General features: G+C 51.3%; 19 protein-coding genes. 17 read left to right on the forward strand and 2 right to left on the reverse strand.

The features are described from left to right. Window positions 1-24: 24 nt before the first annotated feature. The 7 genes from xylB to CLFS41_RS15755 all read left to right on the forward strand — a co-directional run bounded on the left by xylB (window position 25) and on the right by CLFS41_RS15755 (window position 9241). On the forward strand, window positions 25-1554 hold the full coding sequence (xylB, locus tag CLFS41_RS15725) for a xylulokinase (RefSeq protein ID WP_007861043.1): 1530 nt from the start codon (window positions 25-27) through the stop codon (window positions 1552-1554). Between the two features lie 86 nt (window positions 1555-1640). Continuing rightward, window positions 1641-2264, forward strand: a complete 624-nt coding sequence (locus tag CLFS41_RS15730; RefSeq protein WP_007861042.1) for a DUF4867 family protein — start codon at window positions 1641-1643, stop codon at window positions 2262-2264. Window positions 2265-2295: 31 nt separating this feature from the next. Then, window positions 2296-3780: an L-fucose/L-arabinose isomerase family protein gene (locus CLFS41_RS15735; RefSeq protein ID WP_045092803.1), complete on the forward strand. Its 1485-nt coding sequence runs from the start codon at window positions 2296-2298 to the stop codon at window positions 3778-3780. A 266-nt stretch (window positions 3781-4046) separates the two neighbouring features. Then, window positions 4047-5072, forward strand: coding sequence for a substrate-binding domain-containing protein (locus tag CLFS41_RS15740; RefSeq protein ID WP_007861039.1), 1026 nt, complete (start codon window positions 4047-4049; stop codon window positions 5070-5072). A gap of 10 nt (window positions 5073-5082) precedes the next feature. After that, on the forward strand, window positions 5083-6576 hold the full coding sequence (locus CLFS41_RS15745; RefSeq protein WP_007861038.1) for a sensor histidine kinase: 1494 nt from the start codon (window positions 5083-5085) through the stop codon (window positions 6574-6576). Window positions 6577-6588: 12 nt separating this feature from the next. Further along, on the forward strand, window positions 6589-8175 hold the full coding sequence (locus CLFS41_RS15750; RefSeq protein WP_045092804.1) for a helix-turn-helix domain-containing protein: 1587 nt from the start codon (window positions 6589-6591) through the stop codon (window positions 8173-8175). A gap of 7 nt (window positions 8176-8182) precedes the next feature. Further along, window positions 8183-9241, forward strand: coding sequence for a substrate-binding domain-containing protein (locus tag CLFS41_RS15755; RefSeq protein WP_045092805.1), 1059 nt, complete (start codon window positions 8183-8185; stop codon window positions 9239-9241). Between the two features lie 69 nt (window positions 9242-9310). On the opposite strand, the gene CLFS41_RS31020 is transcribed toward CLFS41_RS15755, so the two are convergent. Continuing rightward, the gene (locus CLFS41_RS31020; RefSeq protein WP_264470481.1) at window positions 9311-9439 is read right to left on the reverse strand and encodes a hypothetical protein; all 129 of its coding nucleotides are present in this window, start codon (window positions 9437-9439) and stop codon (window positions 9311-9313) included. Between the two features lie 222 nt (window positions 9440-9661). Here CLFS41_RS31020 and chvE point away from each other — a divergent pair, with 222 nt between their 5' ends. The 3 genes from chvE (at window position 9662) to mmsB (ending at window position 13727) form a co-directional block, all read left to right on the forward strand. Continuing rightward, a complete protein-coding gene (gene chvE, locus CLFS41_RS15760) occupies window positions 9662-10861 on the forward strand; it encodes a multiple monosaccharide ABC transporter substrate-binding protein (RefSeq protein WP_007861033.1) in 1200 nt (399 codons plus the stop codon). A gap of 148 nt (window positions 10862-11009) precedes the next feature. Then, the gene (mmsA, locus tag CLFS41_RS15765) at window positions 11010-12548 is read left to right on the forward strand and encodes a multiple monosaccharide ABC transporter ATP-binding protein (RefSeq protein WP_045092806.1); all 1539 of its coding nucleotides are present in this window, start codon (window positions 11010-11012) and stop codon (window positions 12546-12548) included. A 3-nt stretch (window positions 12549-12551) separates the two neighbouring features. Beyond that, window positions 12552-13727, forward strand: a complete 1176-nt coding sequence (gene mmsB / locus CLFS41_RS15770) for a multiple monosaccharide ABC transporter permease (RefSeq protein ID WP_007861029.1) — start codon at window positions 12552-12554, stop codon at window positions 13725-13727. Window positions 13728-13875: 148 nt separating this feature from the next. On the opposite strand, the gene CLFS41_RS15775 is transcribed toward mmsB, so the two are convergent. After that, entirely contained in the window at window positions 13876-14112 is a 237-nt protein-coding gene (locus CLFS41_RS15775; protein WP_045092807.1) for a hypothetical protein, read from the reverse strand. A 339-nt stretch (window positions 14113-14451) separates the two neighbouring features. Between CLFS41_RS15775 and CLFS41_RS15780 the strand changes: the two genes are divergently transcribed. From CLFS41_RS15780 to CLFS41_RS15810, 7 genes are all read left to right on the forward strand, one after another. Continuing rightward, window positions 14452-15297 carry an Rpn family recombination-promoting nuclease/putative transposase gene (locus tag CLFS41_RS15780; RefSeq protein WP_045092808.1) on the forward strand — a complete coding sequence of 282 codons (846 nt, stop codon included), beginning with the start codon at window positions 14452-14454 and terminating at the stop codon, window positions 15295-15297. A gap of 141 nt (window positions 15298-15438) precedes the next feature. Beyond that, window positions 15439-15921: a peptide deformylase gene (locus CLFS41_RS15785; RefSeq protein WP_045092910.1), complete on the forward strand. Its 483-nt coding sequence runs from the start codon at window positions 15439-15441 to the stop codon at window positions 15919-15921. Between the two features lie 169 nt (window positions 15922-16090). Beyond that, on the forward strand, window positions 16091-16918 hold the full coding sequence (locus tag CLFS41_RS15790) for a hypothetical protein (RefSeq protein ID WP_007861023.1): 828 nt from the start codon (window positions 16091-16093) through the stop codon (window positions 16916-16918). Then, entirely contained in the window at window positions 16908-17630 is a 723-nt protein-coding gene (locus CLFS41_RS15795) for a GrpB family protein (protein ID WP_242856882.1), read from the forward strand. The genes CLFS41_RS15790 and CLFS41_RS15795 overlap by 11 nt, the downstream gene beginning before the upstream one ends. Before the next feature lie 11 nt (window positions 17631-17641). Further along, window positions 17642-18124, forward strand: a complete 483-nt coding sequence (locus CLFS41_RS15800; protein WP_007861019.1) for a GNAT family N-acetyltransferase — start codon at window positions 17642-17644, stop codon at window positions 18122-18124. 79 nt (window positions 18125-18203) lie between these two features. After that, window positions 18204-19079: an AraC family transcriptional regulator gene (locus CLFS41_RS15805; RefSeq protein ID WP_045092809.1), complete on the forward strand. Its 876-nt coding sequence runs from the start codon at window positions 18204-18206 to the stop codon at window positions 19077-19079. Window positions 19080-19335: 256 nt separating this feature from the next. Then, complete coding sequence (locus tag CLFS41_RS15810; protein WP_007861015.1) at window positions 19336-20859, forward strand: 4Fe-4S dicluster domain-containing protein; 1524 nt, start codon at window positions 19336-19338, stop codon at window positions 20857-20859. Window positions 20860-20865: the final 6 nt, after the last annotated feature.

Consider the following 20865-nt stretch of genomic DNA (forward strand, 5'->3'; position numbering starts at 1 on the left):
GAATCACAGAAAGGAGAACAAAACATGAATTATCTGATAGGCGTTGACGTGGGCACATCCGCAACAAAGACCGTGCTGTTTGATGAGAACGGCACCGTGGTTGCCTCAGCTTCCCGGGAGTATCCGCTGTACCAGCCTGAGAACGGGTGGGCGGAACAAAAGCCTGAGGACTGGAGGGACGCAGTCCTCGCAACCCTGAAGGCAGTGGCGGAGCAGTCCGGTGTACCGGCAGAGGAGATTAAGGGGATCGGCATCTCAGGACAGATGCATGGCCTTGTGATGCTGGATGAGGAAGGCGAGGTTATCCGCCCTTCCATTATCTGGTGCGACCAGAGGACGGGCAGGGAAGTGGAGGACATGCTGGAGATCATGCCCAGGGAGCGCTGGATCGAGATCACAGCCAATCCGCCTCTTACAGGATGGACTGCGGCAAAGATACTTTGGGTCAGGAAGCATGAGCCTGAGAACTATCAAAGATGCCGCCATATCCTGCTTCCAAAGGATTACATACGCTATGTGCTCACCGGGGATTTTGCCACCGAGGTATCGGATGCCAGCGGCATGCAGCTTCTTGATGTGCCCGGCAGGTGTTGGTCGGAGGAAGTGCTCCATGCCCTGGATATCGATGAGTCCCTGTTGGGAACGGTTTACGAGTCCTGCCAGGTGACAGGCACCCTGCTTAAGACTGTGGCGGACCAGACCGGGCTTACCGCGGACGTGAAGGTGGTAGGGGGAGCGGGGGACAATGCGGCCGCGGCAGTGGGAACAGGGATCGTAAGGGATGGAACTGCATTTACCACCATCGGAACTTCCGGTGTGGTATTTGCTCACAGCAGCAAGGTTTCCATTGACCCCAAGGGAAGGGTGCACACATGCTGCTGCGCCGTACCGGGGGCCTGGCATATCATGGGCGTCACCCAGGGGGCGGGCCTTTCGCTGAAGTGGTTTAAGGACCAGTTCTGCCAGGATTACGTGGAGGAGGCCGGGACCAGGGGCAAGGATGTGTATGACCTGATCAATGAGGATGCGGCTGGCATAGCGCCGGGGAGCGACCGCCTTATTTATCTTCCCTACCTGATGGGAGAGCGTACCCCTCATCTGGACCCGGACTGCAGGGGCGTCTTTTTCGGACTCTCTGCCATCCACACCAAGAAGCATATGCTCAGGGCGGTAATGGAGGGGGTTTCCTATTCCCTGTGCGACTGCAATGAGATCCTGAAGGAGATGGGCGTGGAGGTCACCCAGATGATGGCCTGCGGAGGCGGGGGCAAAAGCCCTGTGTGGAGGCAGATGCTGGCTGATCTGTACCAATGTACTGTAAAGACCGTCAGACAGGACGAAGGACCCGCCCTGGGAGTTGCCATCCTGGCAGGCGTGGGATGCGGGATCTATCCTGATGTGGAGACGGCCTGCAGCCGGCTGATCAGTGAAAAGAGCAGCACGGATCCTGTAAAGAACAACGCGGAGGTTTACGCGGATTACCACAGGCTGTATCAGCACCTGTACGGCAGCCTGAAAGGGGACTTTAAAACCCTGGCCGGCCTGAAGGGCTGAGCTTACCGGGGAGAGAGAAAGAACATGAAGGGACCGGAGCTGTCCATATACGGCGGCCAGGTGCCCATGATCCAGGAGGAGACGACATGGAAGTGATGGATGTGCGCGGACCGGAATTTAAGGCTTACGGCCGGGTCATAGAAGGATATGATGTAAGCGGACTTATGAAGGCAATGGAATCCACTCCTCTGCCTGACGGAGTGGTTTATGTGGCTTCGGTGCCGGAGCTGGAGGCGTTGTCCGCTGCCAAAGAGCTGGCAGATGGGATTTACGGCCAGATGAAGATCCAGGTGGGGTATTGCAACGGACACAACAGAAAGCTGAATGCCCTGGAATATCACAGGGATTCAGAGGTGAACCTGGCGGTGAAGGACCTGATCCTGCTTCTGGGCAAGCAGCAGGATATTTCGGAGGATTTCACCTATGACACATCAAAGGTAAAGGCATTTCTGGTGCCTGCGGGCACCCTTATAGAAGTGTATGCCACCACCCTTCACTACGCCCCCTGTGAGGCCGGGGACGAAGGGTTCCGCTGCGTGGTGGTGCTTCCCCAGGGAACAAATATGGAGCTGGACCACAGGCCCGTGGACCGGTGCGGAGAAGAAAAGCTGCTGGCAGCCAGGAATAAGTGGCTGATCGGCCATGAGGAGGGCGGCCTGGATGAAGGCGCCTGGATCGGACTGACAGGGGAGAACATTTCCCTTTCATGATCACACAAAAAGAAGATGGAGGATACATACTATGATTAACATGCCTGAGGTGAAGATCGGTATTGTGGCTGTAAGCCGCGACTGTTTTCCGGAGAGCCTTTCCGTAAACCGCAGAAAGGCCCTGGTGGAAGCATATAAAAACAAATATGACGGAGCAAACATTTATGAATGTCCGGTCTGCATTGTTGAAAGTGAGATCCACATGGTACAGGCCTTGGAGGATGTAAAAAAAGCGGGCTGTAACGCCCTGGTGGTGTATTTGGGCAACTTCGGACCGGAGATTTCCGAGACACTGCTGGCAAAGCATTTTGACGGGCCGTCCATGTTCATCGCAGCGGCTGAGGAGAGCGGCAATAACCTGGTACAGGGAAGAGGGGATGCATACTGCGGTATGCTGAATGCCAGCTATAACCTGAAGCTGCGCAATATTAAGGCATATATCCCCGAGTATCCGGTGGGAACGGCAGAGGAATGTGCTGATATGATCGAGGAGTTTGTTCCCATTGCGCGCGCCGTGGTTGGGCTTAGCAGCCTTAAAATCATCAGCTTTGGACCCAGGCCCCTGAATTTCCTGGCATGCAACGCGCCCATTAAGCAGCTGTACAACCTGGGCGTGGAGATCGAGGAAAATTCCGAGCTGGACCTGTTTGAAGCATTTAACCGCCATGCAGGAGATAAGCGCATTCCCGATGTGGTTAAGGATATGGAAGCTGAACTGGGGACCGGGAACAAGAAGCCTGAGATCCTTGAAAAGCTGGCCCAGTATGAGCTGACCCTGTTAGACTGGATCGATGAGCACAGGGGATACCGCAAATACGTTGCCATTGCCGGCAAATGCTGGCCCGCGTTCCAGACCCAGTTTGGATTTGTTCCATGTTATGTAAATAGCCGCCTCACAGGACGGGGGATCCCGGTATCATGTGAGGTGGATATCTACGGCGCTCTCAGCGAGTTCATCGGAACCTGCGTAAGCCAGGATGCGGTAACACTGCTTGATATCAACAACTCTGTTCCGGCAGATTTGTATGAGGAGGACATCAAGGGCAAGTTTGACTACACCCAGAAGGAGACCTTCATGGGCTTCCACTGCGGCAATACCAGCTCCAAGAAGCTGTCCTTCTGTGAGATGAAGTACCAGCTGATCATGGCCAGGGCGCTTCCTGAGGAAGTGACCCAGGGCACACTGGAGGGAGACATTACTCCCGGGGACATTACCTTCTACCGCCTCCAGAGCACGGCTGACAGCCAGCTGCGCGCATATATTGCACAGGGAGAGGTGCTGCCTGTTGCAACCCGTTCCTTTGGCGCCATTGGCATATTTGCCATCCCTGAGATGGGAAGGTTCTACCGTCACGTACTGATCGAGAAGAATTTCCCGCACCATGGCGCGGTTGCCTTTGGCCATTACGGAAAAGCCATCTACGAGATCTTCAAATACATTGGAGTGGATGTGGAGGAGATTGGGTTTAACCAACCCAAGGGAATGCTGTATAAGACAGAAAATCCATTTGCATAAAAACCAAGCGTTATACCGGTATGAATCCATGCAGCCGTAACCAAAGCCCAGGCCATCGCTTAAACGATGGCCTGAAGTTTTGGCTGCGGCTGTATCTGTGTCCTTTTCTTTTACAGGCCGCGGATCTGAAGCAAGGGTGCCCTTGTCAGGAGAAGGTGATTTGCGGCTTGTGCAAAAAAATGCTATCCCACTGCAAGATTATCCTGCTTTTGTTTTAAAGAATTGTTTTGTATAATAATGAAAGACAAGGAGAGGGGGGTGAGGGGATGGACAGGAATAAAAAGAAATTATTCTGGCTGGTATTTGCCGGCCTGTTCAGCATCATGTTTCTCACCCTTTTGACCATTTCCTTTTACGGATACGTGCTTGAAAAGATCGGTGTGGATCATGCGGAAAATATAAGAAGCTATGACAAGCATTTTGTGATGATTGTGGGTAATACGGAATCCCAGTTCTGGAAGGATGTTTACGCCAGCGTAAAGGAGGAGGCAGCTGACCAGAACGCGTATGTGGAACTGAAGGGGACAAACCAGTCTTCCGCTTATTCCATGACGGACTTCATGGACATGAGCATTGCCGCAAAGGTGGATGGGATCCTGCTGGAATGTACGGCCGAGGAGGCGCTGGAGGAAAAGATCAATGAGGCCACGGACCAGGGCATACCGGTGGTCACCATTTTAAACGATGCCCCCAGGACGGAGCGGAAAAGTTATGTGGGCATCAACCCATATCAACTGGGACAGGAGTACGCCAGCCAGATCTGGAAAATACTTCCCCAGGACAGGGAATCCCTGCGTATCACGGTGCTGCTCCATGACAATGCCATTGACAGCAACCAGTCACAGATCTTTTACCAGATCAATAACAGGATGGTCACATCTGAGGAGACGGCGGAACGTGTAAAGGTGGAGGAGATCAGGATCTCCTCGGAGCGTGCCTTTGAATCCGAGGAGATTGTTTGGAACCTGTTCCAGAACCAGCAGGGAGCGCCGGATATCATTGTGTGTATGGATGAGGTGGATACCGAGGCGGTATATCAGGCCGTGATCGACTATAACCGCGTGGGGGAGACACAGGTTATCGGGTATTATAAGTCCGCCGCCACCCTGGAGGCGGTCCGGCGGGGAACCATGGCCATGTTTCTTTACATAGACACGGAGCAGATGGGGCGTGACAGTATGCAGGCCATGATGGAGTGCATCAGGGACGGAAGGACCAATTCTTTTTACAGCGTGGGCCTTCAGTTTGTAACCAGTGAAAATGTTTCTTATTTCATAGATATGGATCAGTAGAGGGACATTTATGGGAAAACGTTGGGCGCGGTTCTGGGAAAATCTTCCTATAACCCACAAATTATTTTTGGAGATCGCATTGACGGCTGCTGCGCTGTTTGCCAGCAACCTGTTGATCTATGCCCAGATCAACAAACTGGTAGTAAGGATGGATTCCGTGTACTCCAGCAATGTAAACCTTAATGAGCTGTCCGAATGTCTGGATGACGTGCAGAATTTCATGTACAAGTATCTGGAGGTCAGGGATTCGGATTCCCTCACCGCCTACTACCGGGCGGAACAGGAGTACCGCGACCTGCTAAACGGACTGAATATGGAGATCACGGACAATCCCATCCGCATTCTTGAGAAAAATATACGGAACATGTCGGAGACCTACCTGGTGGTTACGGACGAGGCGGTGCAGGCCAAGAGGGGTCTGAACGTAGAAAAATACAAAAGCTCCTATGAATCCGCCCTGAAGCTTTTTCAGTACATTAACCAGGATATCGATCTGCTTAACGGGCAGCAGTTTAAGAATAACTCCGCCAGCTACCAGACACTCCAGTCCGCCCTGCGGTATCTGGAGATCATCAGTCTTGTGATCCTCTGTATCGTCATGGTCATCAGCCTGGCAGTCATGATGATGCTGACCCGGGATATTGTGACCCCGCTCACCAATCTGGCGCAGACCGCCAAGCTGGTGGGGCAGGGGAACTTCCATGTAAAAGTGACGCCCATCCAGTCCAGAGATGAGCTGGGGATCGTTACAGGAACATTTAACCAGATGGTGGACAGCCTGGACCAGTATGTAAACAAGATAAGGGAAAGCGCGGAAAAGGAGCAGGAGATGCGGGCGCGGGAGCTTCTCATGGAAAATCACCTGAAGGAGGCCCGGCTCAAATACCTGCAGTCACAGATCAATCCCCATTTCCTGTTTAATTCCCTGAACGCAGGGGTCCAGCTGGCAGTAATGGAGGATGCGGAAAAGACATCGGTATTTATTGAGAAAATGGCTGACCTTTTCCGCTACAATGTAAAGAAGGGATCGGAGGACGCCACCATACGGGAAGAGGTGGAGACAGTGGAAAACTACATCTACATCCTGAACGTGCGGTTTGCAGGCGACATCCACTACGATTCCCAGGTAGATGAAGGGGCTCTGGAACACAAGATACCCAGCATGATCTTACAGCCTCTGGTGGAAAATGCGGTTAATCACGGCATACGCGGCATTGAGCGGCAGGGGGAGATCCGCCTGAAGATAGGGGAACAGGAAGACCGGATCGAAATACGCGTGGAAGACAATGGACGGGGAATGACAGAAAAACAGATCCGGGAAATACTCTCAGGGACCCGGGTGGCTAAGGACAGTGATTCCACGGGAATCGGCCTGGGAAATGTGATATCCAGGCTGCGGCTGTACTATGGCACGGAGCAGGTGCTTCAGATCGCCAGTGAGGGGGAAGACTGCGGAACGGCTGTTATCCTCACAATCCCAAACACACACGCCGGGCCAACATAAGGAGGCAGATATATGTTCAGGATATTAGTAGCAGATGACGAAGGGATCATGCTGGAGTCCATCAAAAGCATCATACTTTCTAATTTCGGAAGCGAATGTGAGGTTATGTGCGTGAAAACAGGACGGGCAGTGATCGAGCAGGCAGAGGCTTTCAGGCCGGACATTGCCTTTGTGGACATTCAGATGCCCGGGCTGAGCGGTATCCAGGCCATCAGGGAAGTGCGTAAATTTAATTCATCCATGGTCTTTATCATCATAACAGCTTATGACAAGTTCTCCTATGCACAGGAGGCAGTCAATCTTGGGGTCATGGAGTTTATCACTAAGCCGGTGAATAAAAAGAAAATACTGGAAGTCTGCATCCGGGCCATGCGGCAGGTGGAGGAGGCCAGGCAGAAGCTGAGCGATGACCTGAAGATAAGGGAAAAGCTGGAGCTGGTGGTTCCCATGATCGAGAGCGGCTTTATCTACAACCTTCTCCAGGATGACACGGATATTTACAGAAGCGATTATCTGGACATGCTGGATATCCGAAAACAGTATGGGTTCATGGTGGTGCTGGAATTCGGGGACAGCATGGTGGACGGGCTTATGACCAATGCAGTGGGCGCCAATGTACGGGTAAACAAACACTATAACCAGCTGCGGGAGCTGGTAAAGGATTACTTTGACTGCATCATCGGCCCGATCATGGGGAACAGGATTGTGCTGCTGGCGCCTTTTGACAGTGAGAAGACCCGCTATGAGGAACGGGTGGAGATCATTACCAGGGCCAGGAATATGATCCATAAACTGGAGGGCGCCATTGATATCCGGTTCAGGGGCGGTATCGGCACGGTGAAACCTGTAAGGGATACCAGGGATTCCTACAAGGAAGCGCTTAGGGCCCTGAGGGAAAGTGACAGCCATGTGGTCCATATCATGGACATTTCCACGGTTGCGGACTATGACGGGGAGTACCCCCTGGAACTGGAGGTCCAGTATTTCCAGAGAGGAGTCAAGGCGGACCGGGAAGGGGCTGCGGGCTGCGCCAATGAGTTTTTCGACTGGATGGTGGCCCATGCTGGGAATGTAAGAGCCAACATCGAGGTGAAGGTGCTGGAGCTGGTGATGCGCCTGGAGCAGAAGGCGTGGGAGATGGGCTGTGTCCAGTATGGGTTCCGCTACAGGGAGAATTACCTGAATGAGATCCAGGGAGCAGGGGATATGAATGCCCTCCGGCACTGGTTTATTGGGAAGACAAGGGAGATTTGTGAGAATATAAGCACATTCAGGGAACGGGAAAATGAGAATGTAGTCTCCAGGGTAAAGGGGTATATTAATGAAAACTTTGTCAAGGATATTTCCCTGGATGATGTGTCACGGCTGGTGGATATCAGCCCTTACTATTTCAGCAAGCTGTTTAAACAGGAGGTGGGGGAAAACTTCATCGAATACCTGACCCGCACCAGGATCGGGCACGCCAGACAGCTTTTGGGAGATCCCAGGTACAGCATCAAGGAAGTGTGTGTCATGTGCGGGTACAGCGACCCGAATTATTTCAGCCGTATTTTTAAAAAGTACGAGGGAAAGACCCCCAGCGAGTACAGGGAGAGGTGAGAAGCTTATGCGGGGAGAAATATGGAAAAAATTAGGAATTATTACTGTGGCTGCAGCCATTACGTGTTCGGTGGTCCTGGGCGGGTGCAAAAAGACGGAGGAGGCCATAGAGACCAGCGGCACGGATGGAGGAAGCCGTCTGCAGATCGGACTCAGCTTTGATTCCTTTGTGATCGAGCGGTGGATCAGGGAGCGGGATGTATTTGTATCAACCGCCAAGGCCCTGGGGGCGGACGTGAATGTCCAGAATGCCAACGGGGATGTGCAGGAGCAGATTGAACAGATCGAGTACTTTATTAAGAAACAGATGGATGTGATCGCAGTGGTTGCCGGTGACTGCGATGCATTGTCGGACGTGATGAAAAAGGCCAAGGATGCGGGAATCAGGACCGTGAGCTACGACCGGCTGATCACCAACGCGGACTGTGACCTGTATATATCCTTTGACAATGAGGAAGTGGGACGGCTGATGGCCCGGTGCTTCCTGGAGCACGTGCCTGAGGGCGGCGATATTTTCATGATACAGGGACCTGAGACAGACGGAAATGTGCTCCAGATCCGGAAAGGATTCAACGAAGTGCTGGCCGGAAGCGGTCTGAATGTGGTCTATAAGGCCAACTGCGAGGGCTGGCTGGCAGAGTATGCCTTTACCTATGTAAAGGAGGGACTGGCGCAGCACCGGGACATCAAAGGCGTTATGTGCGGCAATGACGATCTTGCCACCCAGGCCTTCCGGGCGCTCTCAGAGGAGAGACTGGCCGGGAAGGTGGTCCTGACAGGCCAGGACGGAGACCTGATGGCCTGCCAGCGGATCGTGGAGGGCACCCAGAATATGACAGCCTTCAAATCCGTGGAGGAGGAGGCCAGACTTGCGGCAGAGTATGCGGTAAAACTGGGCAGGGGAGAAAAACTGGCCGATATCACCAAGACCATTGATGACGGCACCTATGAAGTGCCGTACAGGGAACTGGTTCCCGTGGCAGTGACAAGGGACAACATGGATGAGGTGATCATCAAAGGTGGATTCCATGCTGAGGAGGATGTGTATTTAAATGTGAGAAAATAGGGCGGGACTGCCGGTCATTCAGGAGAATGTACCACTGGGGGACTCCTGTCTGCCGGGCAATGCATTCGTTTATGCTGCCCTGTACTTTTCCCGGGGGACCTTCCATTTTTCATGAAACCACCCGGCGGCGCGGGCCGCCCATTCAGGGTGGTTTCTCAATTCTGTTATTTCAAATGTGTTCTGTTCCATACTTGCCATCTTTTTTCTCTTGATCAGATTCCCTTATTTTACCACACGGTGCATGATCATGCCATGTCCGGAGGATATGTTATATAGCATTTTTTTGCTGTGAAAATGTCCAGCCCTGTCCTCCTCTTTTTTCAAACTCATATTTTTGTGCTACTGGTTCACAAGCAAGTCCTGTGCTGGTTGTGATAGGATAAGAACATCAAAAATAAATGTTTGGAGGAGGAATCATCAATGAAAAAAAGACTTTTTGCAACCGTACTAACAATGGCACTGGCAGCTTCCCTGATGACCGGATGCGGTTCAGGAAAGGCGGCGGACAGTGCGGCGCCGGCCGCGGCTGAGACGGCAAAGACAGAGGGCGGGGAAAACTCAAAGGACGCAGGGAACAGTTCAGACGCGGCAGCGGACAAAGCAGGCACGGCAGCGGACAAGACCGGCCCGTCCGGGGGAGCAGGAGCCCTGATCGGCGTTGCAATGCCCACAAAGGATCTCCAGAGATGGAACCAGGACGGCGCCAACATGAAGGCGGAACTGGAGGCAGCAGGCTATGAGGTGGATCTGCAGTATGCCAGCAATGATGTCCAGACCCAGGTATCCCAGATTGAGAATATGATTTCCAACGGCTGCCAGATGCTTGTAATCGCATCCATAGACGGAAGCTCCCTGGGCGAGCCTCTGGGGCAGGCAAAGGAGGCCGGAATTCCGGTCATCTCTTACGACCGCCTGATCATGAACTCGGATGCGGTTACCTACTATGCAACCTTCGACAACTATAAAGTAGGGCAGAAACAGGGGGAGTACCTGGTGGAAGCCCTTGGACTTGAGACAGCCACAGAGCCAAAGAACATTGAACTGTTCACCGGTGACCCGGCTGACAATAACTGTAACTTCTTTTTTGGCGGAGCAATGGACGTATTGCAAAAATACATAGATGAGGGCAAGCTGGTTGTGAAATCAGGCCAGACCGCATTTGAGCAGGTAGCCACTGCCAACTGGGATTCTGAAAAAGCCCAGAACCGCATGGATACCATTATTGCGGGAAATTACTCAGACGGCACCGTGCTGGATGCAGTGCTCTGCTCCAATGACTCCACTGCACTGGGTGTGGAAAATGCCCTGGCATCCTCCTACACGGGAACCTATCCTGTCATCACAGGCCAGGACTGTGACATTGCAAATGTTAAGAACATGCTCAGCGGCAAACAGGCCATGTCCGTGTTCAAGGACACACGTACCCTTGCAACCCAGGTGGTCAAGATGGTGGATGCCGTTATGCAGGGCGGTGAGGCCGAGATCAACGACTCCTCTTCCTATGACAACGGTACAGGCGTGATCCCCACTTATCTGTGTGAGCCGGTGGTTGTCACAGCTGATAATTACAAGGAAATGCTGGTGGATTCCGGTTATTACACCGAGGATCAGATCAAGTAGATCAGCATTCAGAAGCGGATTCCCCTGCCTGTAAAGCGGCGGGGGAAAACAAATTTCAGGGACGGCTGATGCACCAAAGCCTGTCTGGACCATCAGGCACGCAGGGCAGGGCCGTCCCAAACTTAAATTTGTTCAGGGAGGGAGAGCGTTGGCAAAAATACTATTGGAAATGAAGAATATCGTGAAGACATTTCCGGGCGTAAAGGCTCTTGATAATGTTAACCTGCAGGTGGAGGAAGGGGAGATCCATGCTCTGGTAGGTGAAAACGGCGCCGGGAAATCCACGCTGATGAATGTACTCAGCGGCATTTACCCTTACGGAAGCTATGAGGGCCATATAATTTATGACGGCGAGGTATGTAAATTCAGCCGTATCAGTGACAGTGAGGAAAAGGGCATTGTGATCATCCATCAGGAACTGGCTCTGGTGCCCTATATGTCCATTGCTGAGAACATGTACCTTGGAAATGAGAAGGGAAGAAAATACGCGATCAACTGGAATGAAACCTACGGGGAAGCGGACGAATACCTGAAAACAGTGGGGCTTTTGGAATCCTTCCATACGCTGATAAAGGATATCGGGGTGGGGAAACAGCAGCTGGTGGAGATAGCCAAGGCATTGGCAAAACATGCGAAGCTGCTGATCCTGGATGAGCCAACGGCTTCCCTGAATGAGGATGACTCCAGGGCGCTTTTGGAACTGCTCCTTAAGTTTAAGTCCGAGGGAATGACATCCATCATCATCTCCCATAAACTCAATGAGATCGCATATGTGGCGGATAAGATCACAGTGATCCGCGATGGCTCCACCATAGAAACACTGGACAAAAAAACAGATGCCGTTACTGAGGACCGGATCATTAAGGGAATGGTGGGGCGGGAGCTGGTGGACCGCTTCCCTAAACGTATTGGCGTCCATGTGGGAGAAACCGCCATGGAGGTGCGGGGATGGAATGTATACCATCCGCTGTATTCTGACCGAAAGGTGGTGGACAATGTATCCTTCCGTGTGGGAAAGGGCGAGGTGGTTGGAATCTGCGGGCTTATGGGAGCAGGGAGGACAGAGCTGGCCATGAGCATTTTCGGAAAAAGCTACGGCACCAATATTTCGGGAAAACTGTTTATTCATGGAACGGAGATCAAGCTGCATTCAGTGCGGGATGCCATCCGCCATAAGCTGGCTTATGTGACCGAGGACCGGAAGGGGAACGGCCTGATTCTTTCCAGCGCCATTAAAACCAATACGACCCTTGCCAATATGGAGGCGGTGAGCAGGCATACGGTTATTGACAAGGACAAAGAGTACATGGTGGCGGAGGAGTACAGGGACAAACTGAAAACAAAATGTCCCTCCGTGGAGCAGAATGTGGGGAATTTAAGCGGCGGGAACCAGCAAAAGGTGCTGCTGGCCAAATGGATGTTTGCAGAACCGGACATTCTGATACTGGACGAGCCCACCAGAGGGATCGATGTGGGGGCCAAGTACGAGATCTATTGTATCATCAACCAGCTGGCAGCCGGGGGGAAGTCCGTTATCATGATCTCATCTGAGCTTCCGGAAGTCCTTGGAATGTCTGACCGCATATATATCATGAACGAGGGCAGGATAGCCGGCGAGGTAAAGGCGGAGGAAGCCACCCAGGAATACATCATGTCCTGTATCCTGAAATCAGATAAAGGAGAGTAGAGTATGGAGAACAAGATAAAATTATCTGAGGTGTTAAAGAAATATACCATGGTCATTGTCCTGGCCGTGGTCGTAATCCTTTTCACTGTAAATACAGGGGGAAAAATGCTTCTGCCCCAGAATGTGAACAACCTGATCGCCCAGAACGCCTATGTGTTCATCCTTGCAACCGGCATGCTGTTCTGTATCCTTACTGGAGGGAATATCGACCTGTCCGTTGGCTCCGTGGTATGTTTTGTGGGAGCCATCGGAGGGAGCATGATGATCAATATGGGAATCAATCCCTACCTTACGCTATTGGCCATGGCCATGATCGGCATGGCAGTTGGCGCATGGCAGGGATTCTGGATCGCCTATGTGAGGATCCCTCCCTTTATTGTTACCCTGGCAGGGATGCTTATGTTCCGCGGATTGTCCAATGTGGTGCTTCAGGGAATGACATTATCCCCCATACCGGATCCGTTCTTAACCCTGTTTAATACATATGTCCCGGATATCTTTGGCATGGAAGGCCTGAACATGACCTGTATGCTGGCCGGGGTTGCGGTCAGCCTGATCTATGCGGTAAGCAGCCTTTACGGACGCATGAAAAAACTGCAGAAGGGATACCGGGTAGACCCACTTGGGGGAGTGATCGCAAAGATCGTGATCATAAGCGGGGTGGTCCTGTTCTTTACCTTCAAGCTTGCCCAGTACAAAGGGATCCCCAATGCGCTGGTCTGGGTCAGCGTGATCATCGGAATTTACAGTTATATTTCCTCAAAAACCACCACCGGCCGGTATTTCTATGCAGTGGGCGGCAATGAAAAGGCCACCAGGCTTTCAGGCATAGATACCAACCGCGTGTATTTCCTGGCATATCTGAACATGGGGCTTTTAGCCGCAGTGGCCGGAATGGTTACCGTGGCAAGGCTTAATTCCGCCAATCCCACGGCAGGCAACAACTATGAGATGGATGCCATCGGCGCCTGCTTTATCGGAGGGGCATCCGCCTACGGCGGTACGGGAACCGTGCCCGGCGTGATTATCGGAGCCACCCTTATGGGCGTCCTGAATCTGGGAATGAGCATCATGGGCGTGGACCAGAACCTGCAAAAGGTGGTAAAGGGCGCGGTGCTGCTGGCAGCGGTTATCTTTGATGTGGCGAGTAAGAGGAAGTCGTTTATTGTGAAACAGTAGGATCGGAACAATCATATATTGCAGGCAGAGGGCGGAACATGGAATTGTCTGCAACAGATAGAAAGCCAGGCTGGACTTCTCCGGCCTGGCTTTCTATCTGTGTTTTGATGAATTTGTTTTGATGGTTTGTGTCTTAATGGTTTGTGTTTTAAGGGGTTACTTCTTCATGGTCCGCTTCCTCAGGCGTGCTGCCCTGTGATCTTGGGGTGCCGTCACAGTTACGGTTGATCTGACAGTAATGGGGGCAGCCTCCGCATGCCTTGCCTCCTACGGGCATTCCTCGTTTGCGGGAGTCCTCGATCAGCCAGTAGGCTGCTCCGATCACGGTGAATACAACAAACATGATGATCCATTCGGCCAGGGTGATACTGCTTATAAATTCCATGGGGTACCTCCTTTAAAATAAGGCGTACTCTCGGGGACTCCGAGAGTATATTGAAACATCAATGACAATTCTGATTACTATTATTATGACATCTATAGCCATATATGTCAAGTTGATTCTTGCCTTTAGTTTCTGTCAATATAGCATTCCAATAGCACCGGCGCAAGAATATAAGGAGGATTTAGAATTAAAAATGCTTGCTTCACCGGATTCCTGGCAGTATGATAATCATATCTTAAAAAATCATAGGGCATTCGCCCAATCGGCATATCGCCGGGATTTTCCAAAGAAACCTTAACAAGGAAATCATTGTATGTTAAAATGAAGGGAGAAGGAAGTATGAAACAAAAGACAAGAAAGCCGCTGGGGGAACTGAACCTGCTGAACCGATTTCTGTTTGGCGAGGTGATGGAGGATTCCGAGACATACCAAAGTGTTTTGGAGATTATCCTGGGCCATGAGGTTAATTTACGGGATAACACCCAAAGTGAGAAGGAGATACGCACCCTGCCCACGTTCCGTGGGATCCGTCTGGATGTGTGGGGACAGGAGGAGGACGGAACGATCTACAATTCTGAGATGCAGGCATTCAACACAAAGAACCTGCCCAGACGCAGCAGATATTACCAGTCCGTACTGGACGCAGGGCTCCTGGAGCCGGGAACCATTGATTTTAACCATCTGGCCAATGTGTACCTGATAACCATAGCGCCCTTTGATCTGTTTGGGAAAAGACTCTGCCGATACACATTTAAAATGAGGTGCGAGGAGGATGATTCGTTGCGTCTGGAAGATGGGGCGGTGAGGATAATCCTGAATACCAGGGGAGAGGGGGATGACCGCATCTCCCCGGAACTTATGGCGTTTTTACGGTATGTGGAACACTCTACAAAGGAGAATGCCGCGGCAGTGGACAGTCTCAGGCTCAGGAAACTCCACGACCGTGTACAGTCCGTGAAGGGAAACGAAGGAATTGAGGTGAAATATATGCAGCTGTGGGAAGAAAAAGCCATGGAACGGTTGGAAGGGCGAAAGGAAGGACGCCAAGAAGGAGAGGAGTACTTTGCGGCCCTGACGGAAAGACTGTTAAAAGATTCCAGAACTGAGGATCTGATCAAGGCAACAAGTGACAAAGGATTCCGGGAAGTGCTTTATAAGGAATATGGAATTAAAAACCAGATTTGATAAGATTTTCAGTGTCCTCCGTGTATAAAACGGAGGATTTTTTTCAGGATAAATGCTATAATGGCGTCATATGGGCTGCGGGGCTGCCGGACGGACGAGGCAGTGCTGCACTGGAATACAGGGAACAAGGGAGCGGATACAATGGAAAAAACAATCTTATTGCTGGGAAATCCGGATTTATATCAGGTCTGTGAGGAAGTAAAACAGGAAGAACTGGAACAGATGAAATCCTTAAAAAAAGACTTAAGGGATACACTGCTAGGTTTCCGCACACGGTATGGAGCGGGACGTGCCATTGCCGCGCCCCAGATCGGAGTGAGAAAACGCGTTATATACAGACATTTGGATACAGAGATCCTTTTTATTAATCCATGGCTGGAGTTTCCCGATGAGGAGGAAATGGAAGTATTGGATGACTGTATGTCATTTCCTGATTTGCTGGTAAAGGTGAGAAGACGCAGGCGCTGCATTATCCATTACAGGGATGAACAGTGGAACGAATGTGCCATGAAGCTGGAGGGGGACATGTCGGAACTGCTCCAGCATGAGTACGACCACCTGGACGGAATACTGGCCACCATGAGGGCAGTGGATCAGCGGGCGTTTGTAATGAAAGCACATTAAGCGCGCCAAACCAAACATAAGGAATATACCTGGGCAGGATATGCTGGCGCAAGCGCATGGGTAGAAAGCATGGTTAGGAAGCATGGTTAGGAAGCATGGGCAGGAAACGCCTATAGATGCATCAGCAGAATGCGCCCGATTACATACAGATAGGAGAACTGGGGATTTTATGACCATTGACAGAGATTCATTTTTAAAAAAATATAATATAGAACTGGAAGACTTCCAGGCGGCCGGCATGCCATGGGAGGAACTGGCAGCTATCTATGAGGACTATCAGGCAAACGAGGGTAAGCTTCGCAATATAGGTAAGGATTTTGTGTATGACTACCTCTATGATATTGAAAAGGCGGGAATCCATTCCTATCGCTACAGAACAAAGGATCCGGGACATCTTCTGGAGAAGATCATACGCAAAAGAAATGAACAGTTTGACCGGTTCGAGACGATCAACAGGGATAATTACTACAAATATGTGACGGACCTGATCGGCATCCGTGTGTTTTTCCTGTACCGGGAGGATTGGATCCATTTCCATAGTTATATTACAACTGTGTTTGAAAATGATCCGGACCTTTATGTGGTGGACCGGATCCACGATTTTGATGAGAATCCCAGACATTACTATATTGCGGAACGCCCTAAGGTTTACCGCAGGAATGGGGACACCAGGATCTATGATGATAATCTGATCGAAATAAAATCTGACGGGATTTACAGATCCCTCCACTATATCATCAAGTACAAGGGATATTATGTTGAGATCCAGGGAAGGACCCTGTTTGAGGAGGGCTGGAGCGAGATCGACCACGATATCGTGTACCCGTACTTTAAGGATGATGAGATGCTGAAGGATTTCTCCACGTTATTGAACCGCTTGTCCGGAATGGCGGATGAGATGAGTTCTTATTTCCGCAGGATGAAGAATGCCAAGGAGGCATGGGAGCGCAAACTGGAGGAAGACGGAAGGCCGGGGGAATGGGAGGATGGGGAATAGGGCAGAGGAAAATAGTGTAGAGGAAAATAGTGTAGAGGAAAATAGTGTAGAGGAAAATAGTGTAGAGGAAAATAGTGTAGTGGAAAATAGTGTAGTGGAAAATAGTGTAGTGGAAAATAGTGTGGAGGAAAATAGCACAGAGGGGAAATTGTCTTTGTTGTCTCTTGACGAACTGTGGGAACTTTTTCCCATTTTCCTCACAGAGCATAAAGATGAGTGGTCCGGCTGGTTTGAGGAAGAAAAGCTGGCGTTAGAGTGTGTACTTCCCATGGAACGCACTGCAAGGATCGCCCATGTGGGAAGTACGGCCATTAGGTCCATCTGGGCAAAACCGATCGTGGATATACTGGTGGAAATGACGCCGGAAGGAGGGATGGAGGAATTCAGATCCTCAATCTTACAGGCAGGCTATACCCTTATGTCTAAAAATGAGAGCAGGATGTCCTTTAACAAGGGGTATACCGGAGCGGGGTTTGCCGAGAGGGTATTTCATCTGCACCTGAGAAAAAGCGGGGATCACCACGAACTGTATTTCAGGGATTACATGAGGGAACATCCCGAGGCAGCCGGGGAATATGAGGCCTTAAAGCTGAAGCTGTGGAGACAGTATGAACACGACCGGGATGCCTATACGGAAAACAAGTCCGAGCTGGTGAACAAATATACTGCTATAGCCAGGACGGAATATAAGGGCAGATATGATGGGGAATAGGAGGGGGATATATGGTTTTTGAACCTGCTGTGATGAAAGAGACGGACAGGCTGAGGATAATTGCCAGGGAATCAGAGGCCCACTGGGGATATGATAAGGCATTTATGGATACATTTGACAGGACGTTTAACATTACCGGGGAATTTATAGCCAGGTACCCTGTTTTTTGTGTCAGGGAACATGGGGAGATCACAGCCTTCTGGGGCGGTATGCCTGAGGAGAATGTTTTTCATCTGGAGTATTTTTACATAGGCAGGCAGGTGATAAAACGGGGATATGGAAGACGCATGTGGGAGCATATGACTGCCTGGTGCAGGGGAGAGGGGATGGAGAGGGTCATCTTTGTCACCAGCTGGCAGGCGGTTGGATTTTATGAAAAAATGGGTGCGTTACAGGATGGGGTATCCCGGTCATTGATCGATGGCAGGGATATTCCTCGTTTTATATATTGCATAAAGCAGGGAACCTGTCTGGATCTAAAGTCCTGCCCATAATTTCAGCCTGGCAAAAAAAGTCGAGTGCCTTTTGGCAATAACCGGTACAATCATATACGAAAGGCGGTGAAGAGCAGATATGGAGGAACAGATCGAAGCCGTGCAGAGAATGCAGGATTATATCCAGGCACATTTGAATGAGAGCATCACTCAGGCGGATCTGGCCAGGGTATCCCTGTATTCCCCTTGGTATTCCTACCGGCTGTTTGTGCGGCATGTGGGGATGACGCCATCGGATTACATCCGCAGGTTCAGGCTGTCACGGTCCGCCATGCAGCTCAGAGATGGGAGGGCCAGGGTGACGGACACTGCATTTGAAATGGGGTTTGGCAGTGTGGACGGATACCAGCGGGCATTCTTTAAGGAGTTTGGCTGCAATCCGGGCAAGTATGCAGTGAACCCTGTTCCCATCAGCCTTTTTACACCGTATGGAGTCAAGTACCGGCATATCAGAAGGGAGAAAAACATGGAACAGGTAAAAAATGTGTTTATTCAGGTGATGGAGAAACCGGAGCGCAAGGCCCTGATCAAAAGGGGGATCAAAGCAGAGGAATATTTCTCCTATTGCCAGGAAGTGGGATGCGATGTATGGGGATTGCTTACCAGTATCCGATCCCTGTGCGGGGAGCCGGTATGTATGTGGCTGCCCAGGCGCTTCATAAAGCCGGGAACCTCACCCTATGTCCAGGGGGTTGAGGTCCCCGCGGACTATGAGGGCGAGATCCCGGAGGGATTTGACGTGATGGCGCTTCCCGCCTGCAGGTATCTTATGTTCCAGGGGGAGCCTTTTGCTGAGGAGGATTACTGTCAGGCAATTGAGCAGGTCCAGAAAGGGATTAAAAAATATGACCCATCGGTGATTGGTTATCAGTGGGATAAGGATAATCCGCGCATTCAGCTGGAGCCTGTGGGGACCAGGGGATACATTGAGCTTTTGCCTGTGAAACCCGTTTAGGGGAATCACAGGTGTGCCAATGCTTTAAATTGGAAACAATGGTTAAAAAGCAGTTAATTTGCTTGCAATTGCTTTCTTATCATATATAATCGGTACTGTATTACTGAGATGTGTGAATGAGGATATAATAGTACGGGAAACCATACCCTCAGTGGACAAGGGGACGCACGGTTTTGCACCACAGATTTGTGATTCCGGGGCGTATGTGCCATTGTCCACTGAGGGTAGGACCGATAGATATCATAAGGAGGCGCGCATGAGAGGCGTAGAGACACGTATACAGGAAATCAGACACAGGATATTCACGGAAGTGGCGCGTATGGCTTACCATACGGAGTGGCCGGTGGACAAGAGGATTGAAGAACTTCCCTATAAGATCATACCGGGGGAGGTGGGAAAATTCCGCAATGATGTTTTTTTGGAGCGTGCCATTGTGGGGGAAAGGCTGAGGCTGGCCATGGGACTCCCCTACCGCAGCGCGGCCGAGTCTGCTCCGATATCGGATAATATCGGAGCGGCGGACCAGTCTGAGACATACTATACCCCGCCGCTGATCAATGTGATCAAGTTTGCCTGCAATGCCTGCCATGAGAAGCGGGTGGTTGTGACAGACGGCTGCCAGGGCTGCCTGGCCCACCCCTGCGTGGAGGTATGTCCAAAGGATGCGGTTAGTATTGACCGTTCCAATGGCCGTTCCCATATTGACCAGGATAAATGCATCAGGTGCGGCCGGTGCGCTGAGGTGTGCTCCTACCATGCCGTTATCGTGCAGGAACGGCCATGTGCGGCTGCCTGCGGAATGGACTGTATCCATTCAGATGAAAACGGTAAGGCGGACATTGATTATGATAAATGCGTATCCTGCGGTATGTGCCTTGTAAACTGCCCCTTTGGAGCCATTGCGGATAAGTCCCAGATATTCCAGGTGATCCGGGCCATCCAGTCGGGAGAGCGCGTGTATGCTGCGGTGGCGCCTGCATTTGTGGGACAGTTTGGCCCAAAGGTAACGCCGGGAAAGCTGCGTGCAGCCATGAAGGCCCTTGGGTTTGCGGACGTTTTTGAGGTGGCGGTGGGGGCTGACCTGTGTGCCACCCAGGAAGCCATTGATTTTATGCAGGAGGTACCGGAAAAGCTGCCATTTATGGCTACATCCTGCTGCCCTGCCTGGTCCATGATGGCAAAGAAGCTGTTCCCTGAACAGGCGGACTGTATTTCCATGGCGCTGACCCCCATGACCCTGACCGCGCGGCTGATCAAGCGCCACCACAAAAATGCAAAGGTGGTTTTTATTGGCCCGTGTGCGGCTAAAAAGCTGGAGGCCATGAGGACGGATATACGAAGCGATGTGGACTTTGTCCTGACATTTGAGGAAATGACCGGAATATTTGACGCTAAGCATTTGGAAGTGGAAAAAATGGAGGAGGATCCGGACGGCGTTAACGATGCGTCTATGGATGGACGTAACTTTGCCGTGTCAGGCGGTGTGGCCAGATCCGTGGTGGATGTGATCCATAAGCGTTTTCCGGACAGGGAGATCAAGATTGCCAACGCAGAGGGTTTAAAAGAGTGCAGGAAACTTCTGACCATGGCTAAGGCGGGGAAATACAACGGATACCTGCTGGAAGGCATGGCCTGTCCGGGCGGATGCGTGGCAGGGGCAGGAACCATGCAGCCCATTAAGAAATCCCAGGCAGCGGTCAATCTATACGCTTCCAAGGCAAAACACAAAAACTCCAATGAGACGGAGCATGTAAAAGAGCTGGATAAGCTGGTGGATTAAAACCCC

It is taken from the genome of Clostridium sp. FS41, from assembly GCF_000954015.1.
Taxonomy (GTDB): Bacteria; Bacillota; Clostridia; order Lachnospirales; family Lachnospiraceae; genus Enterocloster; species Enterocloster citroniae.

Excerpts from the sequence above, each read along its gene's own strand:
- xylB (WP_007861043.1), top strand. The coding sequence starts at position 25 with ATGAATTATCTGATAGGCGTTGACGTGGGCACATCCGCAACAAAGACC.
- CLFS41_RS15730 (WP_007861042.1), top strand. The coding sequence starts at position 1,641 with ATGGAAGTGATGGATGTGCGCGGACCGGAATTTAAGGCTTACGGCCGG.
- CLFS41_RS15735 (WP_045092803.1), top strand. The coding sequence starts at position 2,296 with ATGATTAACATGCCTGAGGTGAAGATCGGTATTGTGGCTGTAAGCCGC.
- CLFS41_RS15740 (WP_007861039.1), top strand. The coding sequence starts at position 4,047 with ATGGACAGGAATAAAAAGAAATTATTCTGGCTGGTATTTGCCGGCCTG.
- CLFS41_RS15745 (WP_007861038.1), top strand. The coding sequence starts at position 5,083 with ATGGGAAAACGTTGGGCGCGGTTCTGGGAAAATCTTCCTATAACCCAC.
- CLFS41_RS15750 (WP_045092804.1), top strand. The coding sequence starts at position 6,589 with ATGTTCAGGATATTAGTAGCAGATGACGAAGGGATCATGCTGGAGTCC.
- CLFS41_RS15755 (WP_045092805.1), top strand. The coding sequence starts at position 8,183 with ATGCGGGGAGAAATATGGAAAAAATTAGGAATTATTACTGTGGCTGCA.
- CLFS41_RS31020 (WP_264470481.1), bottom strand. The coding sequence starts at position 9,439 with ATGGCAAGTATGGAACAGAACACATTTGAAATAACAGAATTGAGAAAC.
- chvE (WP_007861033.1), top strand. The coding sequence starts at position 9,662 with ATGAAAAAAAGACTTTTTGCAACCGTACTAACAATGGCACTGGCAGCT.
- mmsB (WP_007861029.1), top strand. The coding sequence starts at position 12,552 with ATGGAGAACAAGATAAAATTATCTGAGGTGTTAAAGAAATATACCATG.
- CLFS41_RS15775 (WP_045092807.1), bottom strand. The coding sequence starts at position 14,112 with ATGGAATTTATAAGCAGTATCACCCTGGCCGAATGGATCATCATGTTT.
- CLFS41_RS15780 (WP_045092808.1), top strand. The coding sequence starts at position 14,452 with ATGAAACAAAAGACAAGAAAGCCGCTGGGGGAACTGAACCTGCTGAAC.
- CLFS41_RS15785 (WP_045092910.1), top strand. The coding sequence starts at position 15,439 with ATGGAAAAAACAATCTTATTGCTGGGAAATCCGGATTTATATCAGGTC.
- CLFS41_RS15790 (WP_007861023.1), top strand. The coding sequence starts at position 16,091 with ATGACCATTGACAGAGATTCATTTTTAAAAAAATATAATATAGAACTG.
- CLFS41_RS15795 (WP_242856882.1), top strand. The coding sequence starts at position 16,908 with ATGGGGAATAGGGCAGAGGAAAATAGTGTAGAGGAAAATAGTGTAGAG.
- CLFS41_RS15800 (WP_007861019.1), top strand. The coding sequence starts at position 17,642 with ATGGTTTTTGAACCTGCTGTGATGAAAGAGACGGACAGGCTGAGGATA.
- CLFS41_RS15805 (WP_045092809.1), top strand. The coding sequence starts at position 18,204 with ATGGAGGAACAGATCGAAGCCGTGCAGAGAATGCAGGATTATATCCAG.
- CLFS41_RS15810 (WP_007861015.1), top strand. The coding sequence starts at position 19,336 with ATGAGAGGCGTAGAGACACGTATACAGGAAATCAGACACAGGATATTC.